We start from the raw sequence: 18908 nt of genomic DNA, 5'->3' as shown, positions 1-18908 counted from the left end.
CGATAGTCAGCAGCGCAAGTCGTAAAAGGGGAGGAGCGGGTCGGTTACAATACCGGCTTTCTCCTCCTCTTGCTTTTTGCGCCTCCCCATGACCACACCACACGAAATGCCCACCGTCCGCCTGGCCAAGCGCCTGTCTGAAGACGTACCCTGCTCACGCCGCGAGGCCGAGCTGTATATCGAGGGCGGTTGGGTCACGGTCGATGGCGTGCTGGTGGAGGAATCGGGTGCGCGCGTGGCCGACAATCAGGCGGTCGTGCTGTTGCCGAACGCAACCTTGGAAGAAATGCCGCCCGTGACGATCCTGCTGCACAAGCCGGCCGGCGTCAACGGCGGCGTGGGCAGCGAAGGCAAGCCGGCCCTGGCCTGCTTGCGTCCCGAAGAGCTGTTCACCCCGGAAAACGTGCTGCCCAGCGCCGTTACGCGCTTCCTCAAGCGCCACCTGATCGGCCTGACCATCACCAATCCGCTCGACACCATGGCCTCCGGCTTGCTGGTGTTTACGCAGGATTTCCGCGTGGCCCGCAAGCTGGTCGACGAAGCGAAAACGGTGGAGCAGGAATTCATCGTGGAAGTATCGGGCGACATCATGGAAAACGGCCTGGCGCTGCTGAATCACGGCTTGCCCTTCAATGGCAAGCCTTTGCCGCCGATCAAGGTCAGCTGGCAGAACGAGACGCGCCTGCGCTTCGCCCTGAAAAACGTGCAGCCGGGCCAGATCGCGCACATGTGCAAGATGGTGGGACTGGATGTCGTCGCCATGAAGCGCTTGCGCATCGGCCGCATCCCGATGGGCGCCATGCCCGTGGGGCAATGGCGCTATCTGCAGGGTTACGAGCGCTTCTAAAGCTGCGGCGCCACGATGGCGTGGCTTTCCGCAAAGCTTTTCCATAGCCGTTCGGCAATATTCAAGGCGATGGTGTCGGCCTTCTCTTGCAGGGCCGCATTGCCCATGCTTTCGGTCGTGGCGAAGAACAGGGTCAGCCAGCGGCGGAACATGCACGGCGTCAGGTGTTCCATTTGCGCGTGCTGGGCCAGCGGTTTGCCGTGGTAGCGCATGGTGCCGCGCAGCAAACCTGACCAGAAATCGACCAATGTTGCCAGGTGGGCATCCCAATCCTTGACCTCGGCGGCAAAGATGGGGCCCAGCATGGCATCGTCGCGCGCGGCCGCATAAAAGGTGTGGACGAGGTGCTTGACTTCGTCTTCGCTGCAGACTTCCTCGCGGTAGGGAGCGAAGCGTGTGTGGGGGAGGGGGGCGGTATTATTCATGGCATGCCATGATCGCAGAGCCCCCGTGGCGCTTCAATGACCCAGGTCAAGCCGCATAAAAACTCAGGCGGCGACTTTCTTCGACTTCTTGGCTGGTGCCGGCAATTGCACGATCTGCGTGCCCACGAGCTTGTCGTGCAGGAATTGTCCATTGCCCGTAAACAGGGCCGTGGCCGACCAGGCCACAATGCCCACGCCGATGGCGCCCAGGGCAGTCCAGTGCTGCAAATCGAATGCATACGACACCAACAGGGCCGGCAGCAGCCACATCCATGACAGGATGTAGCGGCAGGCAGCCACGCGCAGCGGCACGTGGGCGTGGCCTGGCAGCACCAGTTGCAAGCGCCACGTCTTCATGGCCAGCGTTTGCCCTTCGCGGCTCCATTGATGGATGAAATATGCGCCCATGACGAGGAAGGCCAGGCACTGGCGCATGTGTTCCGTCAGCGGCGTATGCGCGCCTTGCACGGCCAGTTCAAACAGCAGGAAGGGTAAAAAGAGCACGGCCAGGGCCAGCAGCGACTCGTACACCATGGAAATCAGGCGGCGCTTGATCGTGGGATGGGAAGTGATGCTGGCGGCAGGTGTGCTATTTGGCATAGTTCGGCAGTGGGGCAGGCGTGGCAGGTGGCGTGACGGGCGCGGTGGCGGGGGGCGCGGCAGGATCCGTGAGCGGCACGGCCGCCGCAGGCGTGGCGGCTGGCGGCAGGACGGGCACGGCGACGGCAGGCGCTGCGGGCGTGGCCGGTGGCACGATCACGGGCGGCTTGCTGGTATTCGAATTGATCGCCGGCACTTTGCCCAGCGGTTTTTTCGGCACGAGTTCCGTCGCCAGCTTTTTCTTTTGATCTTCCGGCAATTGTTGGTATTGCTCCCATTGCGCGGTTTTTTGACCAGGATCAATCTTCTTCGTGCGCGTGTAGTTTTCGCGCACCAGGCGGCGCTGTTCCGGCGTCAGCTTGATCCATTCGCGCATGCGTTCATGCACGCGGGTTTGTTCGTCGGGCGACATGGAGGCAAAGCGGCTGGCGATATCGAGCCATTTCTGCTTGCGCAGCGGTTCCAGCTTGTTCCATTCGCCCGCCAGCGGCTGCAGGGCTTCCTGCTGCGCGTGCGACAGTTTGTTCCAGGACGGGTTGTCGCTGGCCTTGGGCGGCGTGCCGCCTTTGCCGGCCGTGCGGGGCGAGCCAGGCTTGACGGCCGGCGCTGGCGCCACCACGGACGCTGCCGCCACGGGAGGGGTCACGGGCGCAGGATGTTGTTGCGCGCCTACCCAGGCGGCGCCAGCCAGGGCGCAGGCGCCCAGGCCGATGCCGCCAGCCAGCCAGCCTTTGCGTACGCTCGTGCGTGCCATTTATTGCTCGCGTTTCGTCAGGTAGGCGTTGAAGCCATGGTCCATGTACGCAGACAGCGGCAATTCGTCCGACAGCACGGCGGCGTCGATTTCTGCCAGTTCGGCAATATGTTGTTCTTGCTCAAACTGATAGATGCCCACCAGGCCGCCGACCAGCAGCAGCAGCGGGATGATGACGCTCATGCGGCCCAGCCACGACAGCGGTTCGACAAACAGGCTGCTGGCGATGCCGGCGAAGACGTCCTTGCGCACGGCGACGGTGGCGGGCGCGTCCGCCTTCTTGCGCGACAGGGCCAGCTTGCGTGCCGCTGCCAGGCGATCGGTGGCCGATGCGGGCAGGTCGTCGAGTTTTTCGTTCAGTGCATGGCGCACTTTGTAAGCGAAATTGAGATCGTCGGTGTTCATAATTTAATTCCCTTGGCTTTCAGCGATTCGGCGAGCGTGTGGGTAGCTCTGGAGCAATGTGTTTTCACGCTACCTTCGGAGCAACCCATCGCTTCCGCTGTTTCAGCCACATCCATGTCCTGCCAATAACGCATGAGGAAGGCTTCGCGTTGACGTGACGGCAGTTTTTGTACCTCAGCATCAATCAAAGCAAGCATTTGCGCGCGTTCGACCTGGTCGGCCGATGATTCGGCGGCGCTGCTGCCCTGTTCCGATTCATACGTGTCAAGTATATCAAAATCTTCATGCTCGTCGCCCGAGGGCTTCATGCCGGAAAACAGGCTGACCCAGGTGTTGCGAACTTTTTCTCGGCGGAAATAATCAAGGATGGTGTTCTGCAAGATGCGCTGGAACAGCATCGGCAGTTCGGCGGCCGGCTTGTCGCCGTACTTCTCGGCCAGCTTGATCATGGCATCCTGCACGATGTCGAGTGCCGATTCTTCCTTGCGGACCGCGTAGGCGGCTTGCTTGAAAGCGCGCCGCTCGACATTTTCTAGAAAGTCGGATAATTCTTTGTCTGTTGCCATGCGGTATGGGGATCTTAGCGGGCTGCGGGTGCGGTGGGCGAAATGGGGGCGGGTATGCTTTTTGCAACCCCGTGCATGCTAGCAAAAAATGTGCGTTTCCGCAGGGTTTTTGCACGTCGTGCGAGCAAAAATGCAGCGAGGCCGACATTTTCCTTGACCATCATGGTGCAACGCGATAACGTATGGGACGCTTTGAACACCCCAAAGCCCTATGGTCAGGTCGCGACCGGCACACAAGGCCATCCGCGGCAAGACGCGCTTTCATTTGTAGGCAGTTTGTTCTAACCCGTGCCACAAGCGCGAGCGGTTCGTACAGGCGCCACAGAAACTCCGGCCAAACGAGTTGCGTTAAGCGTTGTTTTGTAAGGTATCTATGGGTGCCCAAAGAAATGGCGTGACCGCATGAAAAGGGAAGCAGGAGCACTGTCGCGCACAGCGAACTTCGTCAGGAAAGAACATCCGATCAATCTCCAATGGACCTTGAAAGGAATGTTTCATGAATACCGAAGCAGCAGCAGGACCAATTACCGGCGCAGAAATTGTCGTGCGCTGTCTGGCTGAAGAGGGCGTCGAGCACGTCTTTGGATATCCGGGCGGAGCCGTACTCTACATCTACGACGCCATCTTCCAGCAAAACAAATTCCAGCATATCCTGGTACGCCACGAGCAGGCCGCGATCCACGCCGCCGATGCCTATTCGCGCAGCTCGAACAAAGTCGGTGTCGCCATCGTCACGTCCGGTCCGGGCGTCACGAATGCCGTCACAGGCCTGTCGACCGCGTACATGGACTCGATTCCCATGGTGGTGATCTCCGGTCAGGTGCCGAGCCACGCCATCGGCCAGGATGCGTTCCAGGAATGCGACACGGTCGGCATCACGCGCCCCGTGGTCAAGCACAACTTCCTCGTCAAGGACGTCAAGGACCTGGCAGCGACGATCAAGAAAGCCTTCTTCATCGCCCGTACCGGCCGTCCGGGACCCGTGCTGGTCGATATCCCCAAGGATATCAGCATGCACAAATGCCATTTCGACTATCCGAAGGAAGTCGAGATGCGTTCCTACCGTCCCGTCGACAAGGGCCACTCGGGCCAGATCCGCAAGGCCGTGCAGCTGTTGCTGCAAGCCGAACGCCCGATGATCTACACGGGTGGCGGCGTCATCCTGGCGAATGCGGCTCCCGAGCTGAACAAGCTGGTCGACCGCCTGGGTTTCCCGTGCACCAACACCTTGATGGGCCTGGGCGGCTACCGCGCCTCGAGCGAGCAGTATGTCGGCATGCCCGGCATGCACGGCACCTACGAAGCGAACATGGCGATGCAGAATTGCGACGTGCTGATCGCCATCGGCGCCCGTTTCGATGACCGCGTGATCGGCAACCCGAAACATTTCGCCTCGCATCCGCGCAAGATCATCCACGTGGACATCGATCCATCGTCGATTTCCAAGCGCGTCAAGGTCGATATCCCCATCGTCGGCAACGTCAAGGACGTGCTGATCGAGTTCCTCGCGCAACTCGACGCGGCCGAAGCCAAGCCGAACGTCAATGCGCTGAGTAACTGGTGGAAGCAGATCGCCGAATGGCGTGGCCGCGAATGCCTGAAATACCCGACCTCCGACCTGGTCATCAAGCCGCAATCGGTGGTCGAGAAAGTCTTCCAGCTCACCAAGGGCGACGCTTTCATCACCTCCGACGTGGGCCAGCACCAGATGTGGGCCGCGCAATACTATGGCTTCGACAAGCCGCGCCGCTGGATCAATTCCGGCGGCCTGGGCACCATGGGCGTCGGCTTGCCGTACGCCATGGGCGTGCAGATGGCCAATCCGGACGCCACCGTCGCCTGCATCACGGGCGAAGGCTCGATCCAGATGTGCATCCAGGAACTCGCCACGTGCAAGCAGTATCACCTGACGCCGAAGATCATCATGCTCAACAACCGTTTCCTCGGCATGGTGCGCCAGTGGCAGGAAATCGATTACGGTTCGCGCTATTCCGAGTCGTACATGGATTCGCTGCCCGACTTCGAAAAGCTGGCTGAAGCGTACGGCCACGTGGGCATGAAAATTGAAAAACCGGGCGACGTCGACGGCGCCCTGAAAGAGGCGTTTGCCATGAAAGACAGGCTGGTATTCATGAACTTCATTACCGACCAGTCCGAAAACGTGTGGCCCATGGTGAAAGCCGGCAAAGGCCTCTCCGAAATGATGCTCGGTTCGGAGGATCTCTAATCATGCGCCATATTATTTCTGTCTTGCTGGAAAACGAAGCAGGCGCCCTGTCGCGCGTGGTGGGCCTGTTCTCGGCACGCGGCTACAACATCGAAACCTTGACGGTGGCGCCGACGGAAGACTCGACCCTGTCGCGCATGACCATCGTCACCAGCGGCTCGGACGACATCATCGAGCAGATCACCAAGCACCTGAATCGTCTGATTGAAGTGGTGAAGGTGGTCGACCTGACCGAAGGCCAGCATATCGAACGCGAGTTGATGCTGATCAAGGTCCGTGCCGTGGGCAAGGAGCGCGAGGAAATGAAGCGTACCGCCGATATCTTCCGTGGCCGCATCATCGATGTCACCGAAAAGACGTACACGATCGAACTGACCGGCAACAAGGTCAAGCTCGACGCGTTCATCGATTCGATCGACCGCGCCTCCATCCTGGAAACCGTCCGCACCGGTGGTTCCGGCATCGGCCGCGGCGAACGCATCCTCAAAGTATAAAAGCACAGACGCAGCACTACGCGGCCCGCGGGCCGCATTTAAAACAACAACGCATCATCAAATTATAGGAAATACCATGAAAGTTTTTTACGACAAAGACGCTGACCTCTCCTTGATCAAAGGCAAAAACGTTGCCATCATCGGCTACGGTTCGCAAGGCCACGCGCACGCGCAAAACCTGAACGATTCGGGCGTCAACGTCACCGTCGGCCTGCGCAAGGGCGGCGCTTCGTGGACCAAGGTCGAGCAAGCCGGCCTGAAAGTAGCGGAAGTCAACGACGCCGTGAAAGCGGCCGACGTCATCATGATCTTGCTGCCGGATGAAAACATCGCCCAGGTCTACAACGAAAACATCGCCCCGTTCGCCAAGCAAGGCGCCGTACTGGCCTTCGCCCACGGCTTCAACGTGCATTACGGCCAGGTCGTGCCACGCGCCGACCTGGACGTGATCATGGTCGCGCCGAAAGCCCCGGGCCACACCGTGCGCGCCACCTACACCCAGGGTGGCGGCGTGCCCCACCTGATCGCCGTGTACCAGGATAAATCGGGCATCGCCCGCGATATCGCCCTGTCGTACGCCTCGGCCAACGGCGGCGGCCGTGCCGGCATCATCGAAACGAACTTCCGTGAAGAAACCGAAACGGATTTGTTCGGCGAACAAGCCGTGCTGTGCGGCGGCGCCGTGGAGCTGATCAAGGCCGGTTTCGAAACCCTGACGGAAGCGGGCTATGCGCCTGAAATGGCGTATTTCGAGTGCTTGCACGAACTGAAGCTGATCGTCGACCTGATCTATGAAGGCGGCATCGCCAACATGAACTACTCGATCTCGAACAACGCCGAATACGGCGAATACGTGACCGGCCCTAAAGTCGTCACCTCGGCCACCAAGGATGCGATGCGTCAATGCCTGAAAGATATTCAGACGGGCGAATACGCGAAGAGCTTCATCCTGGAAAACAAGGCAGGCGCACCGACCCTGATCTCGCGCCGCCGCCTGACGTCCGAGCACCAGATCGAAGAAGTGGGCGCGAAACTGCGCGCCATGATGCCTTGGATCGCCAAGAACAAGATGGTTGACCAGTCGAAGAACTAAGCATTTATTAGTCATTCGCAATGAAAAGCCGGCGCAAGCCGGCTTTTTTTTCGTTCATGTGATGCCGCCTGTTGCGCCGCGCCGGGGTGGGCGTGAGTATCTGTGTATATTTAAGTGTTTCCCATCTGTATTATTGTCACTCAATTAATTTCCCATAGGAATCAAAAAGTGAGCAATCGCCCCACCTCTGTCAATATCATCAGCTGGTTTTTAATCGTCACGGCACTCATCTCGCTGGTCTCCAGTTACCTCAACATGGATAACCCGATAACGAAGGAGTTGATGGCCAAGAGCGCCATGTCGGTGCCGTTGCAATATGCAGTCATGTTTCTGGGCCTGGTCATTGCGCTCATCTCGGGCATTGCCCTGCGCCGTGGCCATAAATGGGCGCGAACGCTGTATCTGGGCTGGAGCGTGTTTGGCCTGGTCGTGGCTCTTTTCACGTCACCGGTAAAAATCATGCTCGTGCCTGGCGTGCTGATGCTGGCCGTGATTGCCTATTTCCTGTTCCGCCCGCAGGCCAACGCCTATTTTTCTCCGCGCCTGGCGGCGAATGATGCGTAAGTTCGTCAGCATCGTCTGCAAGTCGCTTGCGGGGATGTTTGTCTATCTGATCACCTTGTTTGCGTTCCTGGCCGAGCGGCAGCCCGACGGCAAGCTGGCGATGCTGGTAGTCATCGCGGTTTGCGGCATTGTGGCGATGCTGGCTGGGCTGGCGTTGAGCGGTTTTGCTCAATGGCGGCGCGATACCGGCATTGTGCTGCTGGCCGCCACGGGCTTTACCGCGTTCCTGTTACTGTGCATGGCATGCATGTTCGGCAGTGATGATGTGATGAAATTCATGCCGCCGGGAAGCGTGGACATGTTTGACAGTTATTTGACCGGTGTCGCCGTCTTGCTGGGCTTCGCGGCCCTGGGTGGCTGGTTGCTGCGGCAAGCCCGGTCGCGGTCCGCCAATCCGGCCTGAGCCAGACGTAGTGTCTGCCGGGTAAAGCCAGGTCTCCACCAGGAGCCTGGCTTTTTTCTTGCGCGCACGTTTTTCGCCCGCCTCCTATATAATCCCGCCCTTCCTTTGCAGTTTCCCATGGACTGCATCTGTTTCGGTATCTGCCGACCGCAACGCGCATCACCGCTTTTGTAGCACGCCAGGCGCTAGCTGATTAGCCGCTTGCGCAATCTGAAGGACCCCTATGACCGACCGTATCACCGCCACAGTGCCCATGCCGGGCACTGCAGACTCTTCCATTTCCGAACGGCTTCCCATCCTGGCCTTGCTGGCCCTGGCCATGACGGCATTTCTCGCCCTCCTGTCGGAAACCTTGCCAGCCGGCCTGCTGCCGCAGATTGCCCGGGACCTCGGCATTTCCGAGGTCATGACGGGCCAGCTGGTCACCGTGTACGCCATCGGTTCCATCCTGACGGCGATTCCCCTGACGGCGCTCACCAGCAGCTGGCGCCGGCGCAATGTCCTGCTGCTGGCCATCATCGGCTTTTTGATCTTCAATACGGCGACGGCCCTGGCGCCCAACTACCTCGTCGCCCTGGTTTCGCGTTTCGTGACGGGCATGGCCGCCGGTCTGGCCTGGGGCTTGATGGCCGGCTACGCGCGCCGCATGGTGTCCGTCGAGCAGCAGGGCAGGGCGATGGCCATCGCCATGATCGGCACGCCGCTGGCCCTGTCGCTGGGCGTGCCGCTGGGCACCCTGATGGGCGGCGTGCTGGGCTGGCGCAGCATCTTTGGCATCATGTCCGGCATGGCAGTGGTGCTGGTCGCGTGGGTGTTGCTGGTCGTGCCCGATTATCCGGGGCAAAAGAATGGCGAGCGCCTGTCGATCCGCCAGGTGTTCATGACGCCCGGTGTGCGGCCGATTCTGGCGGTGATCGTCGCCTGGATGCTGGCGCATAACATTCTGTATACATATATCGCGCCGTTCCTGGCACCGTCCGGCTTGCGCCCCCGCGTCGACCTGGTGCTGCTCGTGTATGGCGTGGGATCGCTGGCCGGCATCTGGCTGGTCAGCCAGCTGATCGATCGCTGGCTGCGCCCGCTCGTGCTGGGCTGCATCGCCGCCTTTGCCCTGGTGGTGGTGGCGCTGGGCCTGGCGATGGACTCCCCTATCGTCATCTATGTCAGCATGGCCATCTGGGGCATCACCTTCGGCGGCGCCGGCACCTTGCTGCAGACGGCGTCGGCGGATGCGGCCGGCGATGGCATGGATGTGGCGCAGGCGATGGTGGCGACCATCTGGAACGTGGCCATCGCGGGTGGCGGCCTGGCGGGCGGCATGCTGCTCGACGGCTATGGCGTGGCGTCGTTTCCGTGGGCCATGCTGGCCTTGCTGCTGGTGGCGTTGACCATCGCCTGGCGCGCGCACCGCCACAGCTTCAAGCCGGGCCGGCGCAGCGGCGGTGCGGTCATAGGTCACTAACAACACTGTTATTTAGAATATCAGTGTATTGAAATGTGAGCAGATGTGACTGGGAAGCACATTTTGTGACGATTTGTTAATTTGCGCCACGGGAACGAATGAGGCGTTAGAATCTACACAGTTTGACAAGTTTCTCAGGCGAAAGGGATGGCAAAAGCGTCCCTTTCGCGGGCTGTCAGCCATATTAACTACCTAGGAGTACCCCCCATGACCGTGATGAAATCCATCCTTGTTGCCGCCGCAGCCACCGTTGCCCTGAGCGCACAAGCGCAAACCTTGCCAACCAACGGCACCCTGGTGGTCGTCCCCGCGTTTGGCGAAGTCAAGCATGTCAACGACCAGGTGATCGCTACCTTGGCCGTCGAAGAACAGGACAAGGACAAGGCTGCCGCCGCGTCGCGAGTCAACCAGAAGATGAACAAGGGCATCGCCATCGTCAAGCAGGCCGACCCATCGGCGGCGCTGAAATCGTACGGCTACTACACCTATCCCGTGTATCCGGAAGAGCGCCCGTTGCCGGCTGGTGCCGTGGCCAAGCCGCGCCTGCCAACGGCATGGCGTGTCGGCCAGTACCTGGAAGTGACGACGGCGAACCTGGCGACCTTGCCAAAAACCGTATCGGCGGCGCAAGGCGTGCTGACCCTGAATGGCTTGAATTTCGGCCTGAAGCCGGAAACCATCCGCTTGCTGGACGATCAGCGCATCGCCGCCACGTATAAAAACCTCAATGAGCGCGTGGCCGCCATCGCCAAGGCCATGGGCCGCAATGTGTCCGACGCCGTGCTCGATACGGTGGACTTCGAAGGTTCGGGCAACTACGCCACCGAAAGCCGTCCTGCCGCCGCACCGATGATGATGCGCAGCGCCAAGATGGCCGAAGACAGCAGCGTCGTCGCCGAGCCGAGCTTCGAGCCGGGCGAAACGACGCTCGACATGCGCGTCGTCGGCAAGGTCAAGTTCAAGTAAGTGCGAGTAAGCTCGTCAACGTGGAAATGTTTTCGCGTTAGACTGTTTTAAAAATCATGGGGCTGTTGGCCCCATGGTCGTTTTTGCCCCATTATTTTCCAGGAGAACACCATGACCGTCATGAAATCGCTGCTGGCCGCTGCCGCCGCTACCGTTGCCCTGAGCGCACACGCCCAGGCCTTGCCCACCACCGGCACCCTTGTGGTGGTGCCCGCGAATGGCGAAGTGGTGCATGCGAACGACCAGGTGACCGTCACCCTGGCCATCGAAGAGCAGGACAAGGACAAGGCCGCCGCCGCCTCGCGCGTGAACCAGAAGATGAACCAGGGCGCGGCCATCGTCAAGAAAGCCGATCCGCAAGCCGTGCTGAAAACCCAGGGTTATTACACGTATGCCGTGTACCCGGAAACGGCGCCCCTGCCGCCGGGCGTCGCCGCCAAGGCACGCGTACCGACCGGCTGGCGCGTAGGCCAGTACCTGCAGGTGACGACGACCAACCTGGCCGCCTTGCCGAAAACCGTTTCCGCAGCGCAAGGCGTGCTGACCCTGAACCGTTTGAATTTCGGCCTGGCGCCCGCCACCATCCGCAAGCTCGACGACCAGCGCATCGCCGCCGCGTACAAGAACCTCAATGAGCGCGTGGTCGCCATCGCCGGCGCCATGGGCCGCAACGTCAATGACGCCGTGATCGACACCATCGATTTCGAAGGTTCGGGCAACTATGCGCAGCGCGCCAATATGGCTGGTGCACGCGCCATGAGCGCCGACTCCATGGGTTATGGCGGCAACCAGGTGGCCGAACCGAGCTTCGAACCAGGCGAAACGACCCTCAACATGGGCCTGGTGGCGAAGATCAAGTTCAAATAAGGCTAGTATTGGTGTCAATATTGCCGGCTTGACGCCGCCGCGCTTTTCTTTGGCGGCGGCTCATCTATAATGGCAAGATCGGCAGGCGCATGCCGCAAGACGAATGCGCCTGCCATCTGGCACCGAATCCCCCGCAGTACACAAGATATGGAACAACATGGCAAACTTCCCCCGTCGTAGAGGCAAGAACGGCACTCCCGCAGCATCCAAAGCGTCCCGCTTCAGCAAATTCGTGCGCCAGCCGGTGGCCGATGGCACGGGCAAGAAAACCTTGCGCCGCCGCGGCATCTATCTGTTGCCGAACGCCTTCACGACGGCAGCCCTGTTTTGCGGCTTCTACGCCATCGTCATGGCCATGAACCAGAAATTCGAACACGCGGCCTGGGCCATCTTCATCGCCATGATCCTCGACGGCCTCGACGGCCGCATCGCCCGCCTGACGAATACGCAGAGCGAATTCGGCGCCCAGTACGACAGCCTGTCCGACATGGTGTCGTTCGGCGCCGCGCCGGCGCTGGTGATCTATGAATGGTCGCTGCGCGGCATGGGTAAACTGGGCTGGCTGGCCGCCTTCGTGTACTGCGCCGGCGCCGCCTTGCGCCTGGCCCGCTTCAACACGAATATCGCCGTGGTCGACAAGCGCTTCTTCCAGGGCTTGCCTAGCCCGGCTGCCGCCGCCATGGTGGCCGGCTTCATCCTGCTGATGAACGACCTGGAATTTGCCGGCAACCAGCTGGCCTGGGTCTCGTGGACGATCGCCCTGTTCGCCGGCCTGACCATGGTCACGAATGTGCCGTTCTACAGTTTCAAGGATGTGAATTTCCGCAAGTCCGTGCCCTTCATCGTGGTATTCCTGCTGGCATTGTTCTTCGCGCTCATTTCCATCGACCCGCCAAAAGTGCTGTTCCCGATTTTCGTCGCCTATGGCCTGTCCGGCTACGCCGTGTTTTTCTGGCGCATGGCGAAGGGCAAGCCCGTCAGCATCATCCAGACCGACCACGAGCATTAATGCGCCGAGTCGGTAGCATCGCCAGTCTTCAGCCAGCCAGGAGCAGCCATGAACACCAGCAACCGACTCATCATTTTTGACACCACCTTGCGCGACGGCGAGCAATCGCCGGGCGCTTCCATGACGCGCGAGGAAAAGCTGCGCATCGCCAAGCAGCTCGAACGCATGAAGGTCGATGTGATCGAAGCGGGCTTCGCGGCCGCCTCGCAGGGCGACTTCGAGTCGATACGGGCGATTGCCGGCGCCGTGCGCGAATCGACCATCTGTTCGCTGTCGCGCGCCAACGACCGCGACATCGCCCGCGCCGCCGAAGCGCTGGCGCCCGCCGAGCGCAAGCGCATCCACACCTTCATTGCCACTTCACCGCTGCACATGCAGATGAAGCTGCGCATGACGCCTGAGCAAGTGCTGACGCAGGCGCAGAACGCCGTGCGCTACGCGCGCCAGTTCACGGACGATATCGAATTCAGCCCCGAAGACGGCAGCCGCTCCGACGAAGATTTTTTGTGCCGCGTGCTCGAAGCCGTGATCGCCGAGGGCGCCACCACCATCAATTTCCCCGACACGGTGGGTTACGCCGTGCCCGAGATCTTCGGCAATACGATCAAGCGTTTGCGCGAACGCATACCGAATGCCGATAAAGCCATCTGGTCTGTCCATTGTCATAACGACCTGGGCCTGGCTGTGGCCAATTCGCTGGCCGGCGTCATGATCGGTGGCGCGCGGCAGATCGAGTGCACCGTCAATGGCCTCGGCGAGCGGGCCGGCAACACGGCGCTGGAAGAGGTGGTGATGGCGCTGCGCACGCGCGCCGCCTATTACAACTTGACGGTGGGCATCGATACGACGCAAATCGTGGCGGCCTCGAAAATGGTGTCGCAGATCACGGGCTTCGCCGTGCAGCCGAACAAGGCCGTCGTGGGGGCGAACGCCTTTGCGCACGCCTCCGGCATCCACCAGGACGGCATCTTAAAGGCGCGCGAGACGTATGAAATCATGCGCGCCGAAGACGTGGGCTGGACGGCCAACAAGATCGTCCTGGGTAAACTGTCGGGCCGCAACGCCTTCAAGCAGCGGTTGCACGAGCTGGGCATCGCGCTCGAATCGGAGGCGGAAGTCAACGCGGCCTTCCTGCGCTTCAAGGAACTTGCCGACCGCAAATCCGAGATTTTCGACGAAGACATCATGGCCCTCGTCAGCGAGGAACAGCAGGCGCAGGAGAGTGAGCACTACCGTTTCATTTCCCTGACACAGCAGTCGACGACGGGCGCCGTGCCGCATGCGCGCGTGGAGTTTCTTGTCGGCGGCGTGCAGCGCAGCTGCGAAGGGCAGGGCGACGGCCCCGTCGACGCCACCGTCAACGCCATCGAAAGCGCGGCCGCCAGCGGTGCGGAGCTGGTCTTGTTCTCCGTCAATGCCATCAGCACGGGCACGCAGTCGCAGGGCGAAGTGACGATGCGATTGTCGCGCGACGGGCGCATCGTCAACGGCGTGGGTGCCGACCCCGACATCATCGTCGCCTCGGCCAAGGCGTATTTGTCGGCGCTCAACAAACTGCATTCCAAGGATGAACGGATCGACCCGCAACCTTAGCCATATATCACCAGAAAAAGCGGCGCTCTTCCTTGGCCGGATCGGGCCCATTCATCATCATGCGCACGATGCCGTCATGGTCGAAGTGCACGTGCATCATGGAATCCCACACGCCCGATTCCTTGTAGCGGTAAGACCAGACGTGCAGTTTCGGCAGCGCCAGATACGATGTTTCCGTTGGGCGGCCCAGGGTGTGCAGCACGTCTTGCTGGGTCGACACGCCCACCTTGATGCGGGCAAAGCCCGGCGTGTCGAGCACCTGCTCGTAGGAAATCAACTTGTCGTCGGGGCCGAAGCGGGCCATATACGTGTACTGGCCGTACGGCCCCGTGGCGTATTCCAGTTCCGGCCCCGTGGGCAGCTGGTAGATATTCGTCGGCCGGCCCAGGCGCGCTTCCACGGCGGCGCGCGGTTCGCCCGGCTGCGGCGGCGGGACGTTCCAGCTGGCGCAGCCGGCCAGCACGGCAAACAGCAGCGGCGTTGCTAATTTGAGCAGTTTTTTCATGTTTGTCCTCCTGAAATGCGGGAAAATCCTATCATGCGCCGAGAAAAGAGCGCACGGCAGGATACAGGCGGGCTTTTTTCCGATATACTTGCGCGTCTGGTTGGAAGCATAGGCCAGTATTTTAATAATCGTAGTTCACGGTGGATAGGGTTCAGACTCTGTGCACCGCATGTGAAAGGTTTATCATGACAGTAGAAAACATCAACAAAGCCGCTATCATCGCGGACAACGCACGTGGTCAAAACGACACCGGCTCCCCTGAAGTGCAAGTTGCACTGCTGACAGCTCGCATCAACGAACTGAACGGCCACTTCAAAGCACACTCGAAAGATCACCACTCCCGCCGCGGCCTGATCATGATGGTCAACCGTCGTAAGAGCCTGTTGTCCTACCTGAAGTCGAAAGACGCTACCCGTTATCGCGACCTGATCGCTAAACTTGGTCTGCGCAAGTAATTTTTGCCGTACAAGGTTTATACAGAAATGCCTGCGCCAGTTCGCTGACGCGGGCATTTTGTCATTTGAATTCCGGATTTATGTCGGTAAGTGCAGTATGCTCCTACCGATATCATGTTTTAAAAGTAAAGTAGTAAAGGCGGCAACGGTTTTTCCACCGCCTGTGGTGAGGTGAACGACAGCCCCTGAAAATCTGTCGGCAATTAGAAAAGGGATACCCCATGTTTAACAAAGTTACGAAAACCTTCCAGTACGGTCAACACCAAGTGACCCTGGAAACCGGCGAAATCGCACGTCAGGCATCCGGCGCAGTGCTGGTGTCGATCGAAGATACCGTCGTTCTGGCAACGGTGGTGGCACGCAAAGATGCCAAACCAGGCCAGGATTTCTTCCCTTTGACGGTAGATTATGTTGAAAAAACCTATGCTGCCGGTAAAATTCCGGGCGGTTTTTTCAAGCGCGAAGGCCGTCCTTCCGAAAAAGAAACACTGACATCGCGTCTGATCGACCGTCCTATCCGTCCGCTGTTCCCGGAAGGCTACCTGAATGAAGTGCAAGTCATCATTCACGTGTTGTCGGTCAACCCTGAAATCGATCCGGACATCGCCGCCATGATCGGCGCCTCCGCTGCCCTGTGCGTCTCGGGCGTGCCTTTCAGCGGTCCGATCGGCGCCGCGCGCGTCGGTTACGCCAACGGCCAGTACATCCTGAACCCGACCGTTCAGCAGCTGAAAACGTCGGAAATGGACCTGGTGGTCGCCGGTACCGAAACGGCCGTGCTGATGGTCGAATCGGAAGCGAAACAGCTGTCCGAAGAAATCATGCTGGGCGCCGTGGTCTTTGGCCACGACCAGATGAAAGTCGTCATCGACGCGATTCACGACCTGGTGCGTGACGGCGGCAAGCCGGAAGTGGAATGGGCGCCTGCGCCAAAAAACGAAGCACTGATCGCCCGCGTCGCGCATTTCGCCAACGCCAAGATCAATGACGCGTATCAAACCAAGGACAAGCAAGAGCGCACGGCCAAGCTGAAAGCGGCGACGTCGGAAGTGATCGCCGATCTGTCGGCTGAAGCCGCCGCCAACGGTGGCGCGTCGATCGACAGCGCCGAAGTGAACAACATCCTGTTCGACATCGAAGCCAAGATTGTGCGTACGCAAATCCTGGACGGCGAGCCACGCATCGACGGCCGCGACACGCGCACCGTGCGTCCGATCTCGATCCGCACCAGCGTGCTGCCACGTACCCACGGTTCGGCCCTGTTCACGCGCGGCGAAACGCAGGCGCTGGTCGTGGCAACTTTGGGCACCGCCCGCGACAGCCAGAAGATCGATGCGCTGATGGGCGAGTTCACCGATTCGTTCATGCTGCATTACAACATGCCTCCGTTCGCCACCGGCGAAACGGGCCGTGTCGGTACGCCGAAACGCCGCGAAATCGGCCACGGCCGTCTGGCCAAGCGCGCGCTGATCGCCGCCCTGCCAGCAGCCGAAGAGTTCAGCTACTCGGTGCGCCTGGTATCGGAAATCACGGAATCGAACGGTTCCTCGTCGATGGCTTCGGTGTGCGGCGGCTGCCTGGCACTGATGGACGCCGGCGTGCCGATGAAAGAACACGTGGCCGGTATCGCCATGGGCCTGATCAAGGAAGGCGGCAAGTTTGCCGTGCTGTCCGACATCCTGGGCGACGAAGATCACCTGGGCGACATGGACTTCAAGGTAGCCGGTACCCGCAACGGTATCACGGCGCTGCAGATGGACATCAAGATCATGGGCATCACCAAGGAAATCATGCAAGTGGCACTGGCGCAAGCCAAGGAAGGCCGCGAGCACATCCTGGGCGAAATGCAAAAAGCTATGCCGCACGTCAAAACCGAACTGTCCGATTTCGCACCGCGTCTGATCACCATCAAGATCAACCCGGAAAAAATCCGTGACGTGATTGGCAAGGGCGGCGCCGTGATTCGCGCGCTGACCGAAGAGACGGGCACCCAGATCGACATCAGCGACGAAGGCGTGGTCACCATCGCTTCCGTCGACGCTGCTGCCGGCCAGGAAGCCAAGCGCCGCATCGAAGAACTGACCGCCTCCGTCGAAGTGGGCAAGACCTACGAAGGCACCGTGCTGAAACTGCTGGACTTCGGCGCCATCGTGCAAGTCATGCCAGGCAAAGACGGCTTGCTGCACATTTCGCAGATCGCCAACGAGCGCGTCAACGCCGTGGCCGACTACCTGAAAGAAGGCCAGCTGGTCCGCGTCAAGGTTCTGGAAACGGACGACCGCGGCCGTCTGAAGCTGTCGATGAAGGCTGCTGAAGGCAACGAAGCGCCAGCCGCTTAAGTCAGACTGACTGCGGCCTCGGCCGCATGCTCAACAACCGCCAGCGCGCAAGCCCTGGCGGTTTTTTTGCGCCGCGTTTGTGCTGCATCAAGGTAGATGCCGCTTTGCGCATCGGCCTTGATCCAGCTCGCAGTGGCCAGTTTTGCGCCTTGTAGATTCGGGAGGGGATCTTCCCCTGAACGAGTCTTCCAAGGAGATGCAGCATGCGCACATTCTGCGGGCTGGCCGCCGCCTTTCTGCTTGTCGTTTCGCCCGGCGCCTGGGCACAGCTGGACAACGCGCCCACGCCGGTGCCGCTGCCCATCCCTATCGCCGCCGCGTCCACGGCCATGCCGGCGCAAGACCTCGACGCCTTGCGCGCCGTGCATGCGCGCGAAATCAATGACCTCAGCACCTTCAAGACGGCGGGCTTGCCGCGTGAAGCTATCGACTCCTATCTCGATAGCGGGCCAGGGCAGCAGTTCCTGCGCGAACTGCGCGCCGCCGACCCGGCCGCTCCGGCCGAGACGATTTATGCGCGGGCGGTCGAGCAGCTCGCTTCCGGCAGCACCTTGCCGGACCTGCAAGCCATGTCGGCCGCATTGGTAAAAATCGTGCCGCATGGCCAGAATGTGTCGCCATATTCGCCCTATTTCACCACCAGCGCGCAATTGCAGCTGGCGGCGGGTCAGTGCGCCAGCCTGGCCGACTGTTTCGGCTTGCCCTTGAAGAGCGAGGCGCCGCTGTATGATGTGTACCAGATCATGCCCAAGGGCACGGTGAACGTCTTCGTCAGCCAGGTGGCGCCCACGCAAGAGCTGGGCGGCCTGGTGCGGCGCAAGGGCGGGGCGCAACAGTATTTATTGCCAAATCGCAACTTGTGGTCGGCGCCCGTGCTGATCGGCACGATCAGGAACTGAGGAGAGATGATGGACCAACAGCGCTTGCGAGCCCTTGCCGCCGAACTGGAGCAGTTGCTGGCACGCCTGGCGCCCATAGACGGGGAGGTGGCCGACTTGCGTAGCGCGGTCGAGCCGCTGCTGGCCCTGGCTGGCAGCGGCGCCTTGAGCACACCCCTGCCATGGGGCGATATCCCCGGCGGGCGTTATTTTACGGAAGGCGGCTTGCGCCAGTACCCCGAACTGGAGCAGGCATTTGCCCGCTTCCGCATCGAGGCGACGGGCGGCGAATCGCCGGCCTTGCGCAAGCTGCGGGGTGATATCTGATTGGCAATCATTTGATTAATGTATGGTATCAATTGTTGTTTCTGGGTAATTGAGAGTCGGTATTGCTTGACGACAAAATCTTATTCATCGACCATGGCGCATCCCTCCCGATTTTCTCTTTTTTTATTG

General features: G+C 60.5%; 21 protein-coding genes. 15 read left to right on the top strand and 6 right to left on the bottom strand.

Going from position 1 to position 18908, the window contains the following annotated elements; translation table 11 throughout:
• Positions 1-88: 88 nt before the first annotated feature.
• Complete coding sequence (locus K0F86_RS06405) at positions 89-847, top strand: rRNA pseudouridine synthase (protein ID WP_219133637.1); 759 nt, start codon at positions 89-91, stop codon at positions 845-847.
• Here K0F86_RS06405 and K0F86_RS06400 read toward each other — a convergent pair.
• From K0F86_RS06400 to K0F86_RS06380, 5 genes are all read right to left on the bottom strand, one after another.
• Complete coding sequence (locus K0F86_RS06400) at positions 844-1272, bottom strand: group III truncated hemoglobin (protein ID WP_219133636.1); 429 nt, start codon at positions 1270-1272, stop codon at positions 844-846. The genes K0F86_RS06405 and K0F86_RS06400 overlap by 4 nt on opposite strands.
• A gap of 63 nt (positions 1273-1335) precedes the next feature.
• A complete protein-coding gene (locus K0F86_RS06395) occupies positions 1336-1872 on the bottom strand; it encodes an RDD family protein (protein WP_219133635.1) in 537 nt (178 codons plus the stop codon).
• Complete coding sequence (locus K0F86_RS06390; RefSeq protein ID WP_219133634.1) at positions 1862-2626, bottom strand: DUF3106 domain-containing protein; 765 nt, start codon at positions 2624-2626, stop codon at positions 1862-1864. Before K0F86_RS06390 ends, K0F86_RS06395 begins: the two co-directional genes overlap by 11 nt.
• On the bottom strand, positions 2627-3031 hold the full coding sequence (locus K0F86_RS06385) for a DUF3619 family protein (RefSeq protein WP_219133633.1): 405 nt from the start codon (positions 3029-3031) through the stop codon (positions 2627-2629). It lies immediately after the preceding gene.
• Complete coding sequence (locus K0F86_RS06380) at positions 3028-3597, bottom strand: RNA polymerase sigma factor (RefSeq protein ID WP_219133632.1); 570 nt, start codon at positions 3595-3597, stop codon at positions 3028-3030. Before K0F86_RS06380 ends, K0F86_RS06385 begins: the two co-directional genes overlap by 4 nt.
• 496 nt (positions 3598-4093) lie before the next feature.
• Here K0F86_RS06380 and K0F86_RS06375 point away from each other — a divergent pair, with 496 nt between their 5' ends.
• The 10 genes from K0F86_RS06375 to K0F86_RS06330 all read left to right on the top strand — a co-directional run bounded on the left by K0F86_RS06375 (position 4094) and on the right by K0F86_RS06330 (position 14275).
• Complete coding sequence (locus tag K0F86_RS06375) at positions 4094-5824, top strand: acetolactate synthase 3 catalytic subunit (protein WP_096236702.1); 1731 nt, start codon at positions 4094-4096, stop codon at positions 5822-5824.
• Between the two features lie 2 nt (positions 5825-5826).
• Positions 5827-6318, top strand: a complete 492-nt coding sequence (gene ilvN, locus K0F86_RS06370) for an acetolactate synthase small subunit (protein WP_071076341.1) — start codon at positions 5827-5829, stop codon at positions 6316-6318.
• A gap of 76 nt (positions 6319-6394) precedes the next feature.
• Positions 6395-7411 (top strand): ketol-acid reductoisomerase, encoded by a 1017-nt coding sequence (ilvC, locus tag K0F86_RS06365; protein ID WP_034750044.1) that lies wholly within the window; start codon positions 6395-6397, stop codon positions 7409-7411.
• 168 nt (positions 7412-7579) lie between these two features.
• Complete coding sequence (locus K0F86_RS06360; RefSeq protein ID WP_219133630.1) at positions 7580-7975, top strand: hypothetical protein; 396 nt, start codon at positions 7580-7582, stop codon at positions 7973-7975.
• On the top strand, positions 7965-8378 hold the full coding sequence (locus K0F86_RS06355; protein ID WP_219133629.1) for a hypothetical protein: 414 nt from the start codon (positions 7965-7967) through the stop codon (positions 8376-8378). The genes K0F86_RS06360 and K0F86_RS06355 overlap by 11 nt, the downstream gene beginning before the upstream one ends.
• 223 nt (positions 8379-8601) lie before the next feature.
• Positions 8602-9840, top strand: a complete 1239-nt coding sequence (locus K0F86_RS06350) for an MFS transporter (protein WP_219133627.1) — start codon at positions 8602-8604, stop codon at positions 9838-9840.
• Positions 9841-10047: 207 nt separating this feature from the next.
• Positions 10048-10806 (top strand): SIMPL domain-containing protein, encoded by a 759-nt coding sequence (locus tag K0F86_RS06345; RefSeq protein ID WP_219133626.1) that lies wholly within the window; start codon positions 10048-10050, stop codon positions 10804-10806.
• A 111-nt stretch (positions 10807-10917) separates the two neighbouring features.
• A complete protein-coding gene (locus tag K0F86_RS06340; RefSeq protein ID WP_219133625.1) occupies positions 10918-11673 on the top strand; it encodes an SIMPL domain-containing protein in 756 nt (251 codons plus the stop codon).
• A 157-nt stretch (positions 11674-11830) separates the two neighbouring features.
• Positions 11831-12682 (top strand): CDP-diacylglycerol--serine O-phosphatidyltransferase, encoded by an 852-nt coding sequence (pssA, locus tag K0F86_RS06335; RefSeq protein ID WP_219133623.1) that lies wholly within the window; start codon positions 11831-11833, stop codon positions 12680-12682.
• A 48-nt stretch (positions 12683-12730) separates the two neighbouring features.
• Positions 12731-14275, top strand: a complete 1545-nt coding sequence (locus K0F86_RS06330) for a 2-isopropylmalate synthase (RefSeq protein ID WP_219133622.1) — start codon at positions 12731-12733, stop codon at positions 14273-14275.
• Between the two features lie 7 nt (positions 14276-14282).
• Here the strand turns inward: K0F86_RS06330 and bamE are convergent, their stop codons facing one another.
• Complete coding sequence (bamE, locus tag K0F86_RS06325) at positions 14283-14780, bottom strand: outer membrane protein assembly factor BamE (protein WP_219133621.1); 498 nt, start codon at positions 14778-14780, stop codon at positions 14283-14285.
• Positions 14781-14965: 185 nt separating this feature from the next.
• On the opposite strand from bamE, the gene rpsO reads away from it, so the two are divergent.
• The 4 genes from rpsO to K0F86_RS06305 all read left to right on the top strand — a co-directional run bounded on the left by rpsO (position 14966) and on the right by K0F86_RS06305 (position 18779).
• Positions 14966-15235 carry a 30S ribosomal protein S15 gene (rpsO, locus tag K0F86_RS06320; RefSeq protein WP_071076969.1) on the top strand — a complete coding sequence of 90 codons (270 nt, stop codon included), beginning with the start codon at positions 14966-14968 and terminating at the stop codon, positions 15233-15235.
• A 221-nt stretch (positions 15236-15456) separates the two neighbouring features.
• Positions 15457-17574, top strand: a complete 2118-nt coding sequence (gene pnp / locus K0F86_RS06315; protein ID WP_071076349.1) for a polyribonucleotide nucleotidyltransferase — start codon at positions 15457-15459, stop codon at positions 17572-17574.
• A 203-nt stretch (positions 17575-17777) separates the two neighbouring features.
• Complete coding sequence (locus K0F86_RS06310) at positions 17778-18473, top strand: hypothetical protein (RefSeq protein ID WP_219133620.1); 696 nt, start codon at positions 17778-17780, stop codon at positions 18471-18473.
• 9 nt (positions 18474-18482) lie between these two features.
• The gene (locus tag K0F86_RS06305; protein WP_219133619.1) at positions 18483-18779 is read left to right on the top strand and encodes a hypothetical protein; all 297 of its coding nucleotides are present in this window, start codon (positions 18483-18485) and stop codon (positions 18777-18779) included.
• Positions 18780-18908: the final 129 nt, after the last annotated feature.

The sequence above is a fragment of the Janthinobacterium sp. UMAB-60 genome, from assembly GCF_900095235.1.
GTDB lineage: Bacteria > Pseudomonadota > Gammaproteobacteria > Burkholderiales > Burkholderiaceae_D > Janthinobacterium.
Note: the sequence above shows the minus strand (reverse complement) of the source record. Positions and strands in the feature narration are given on the sequence as shown.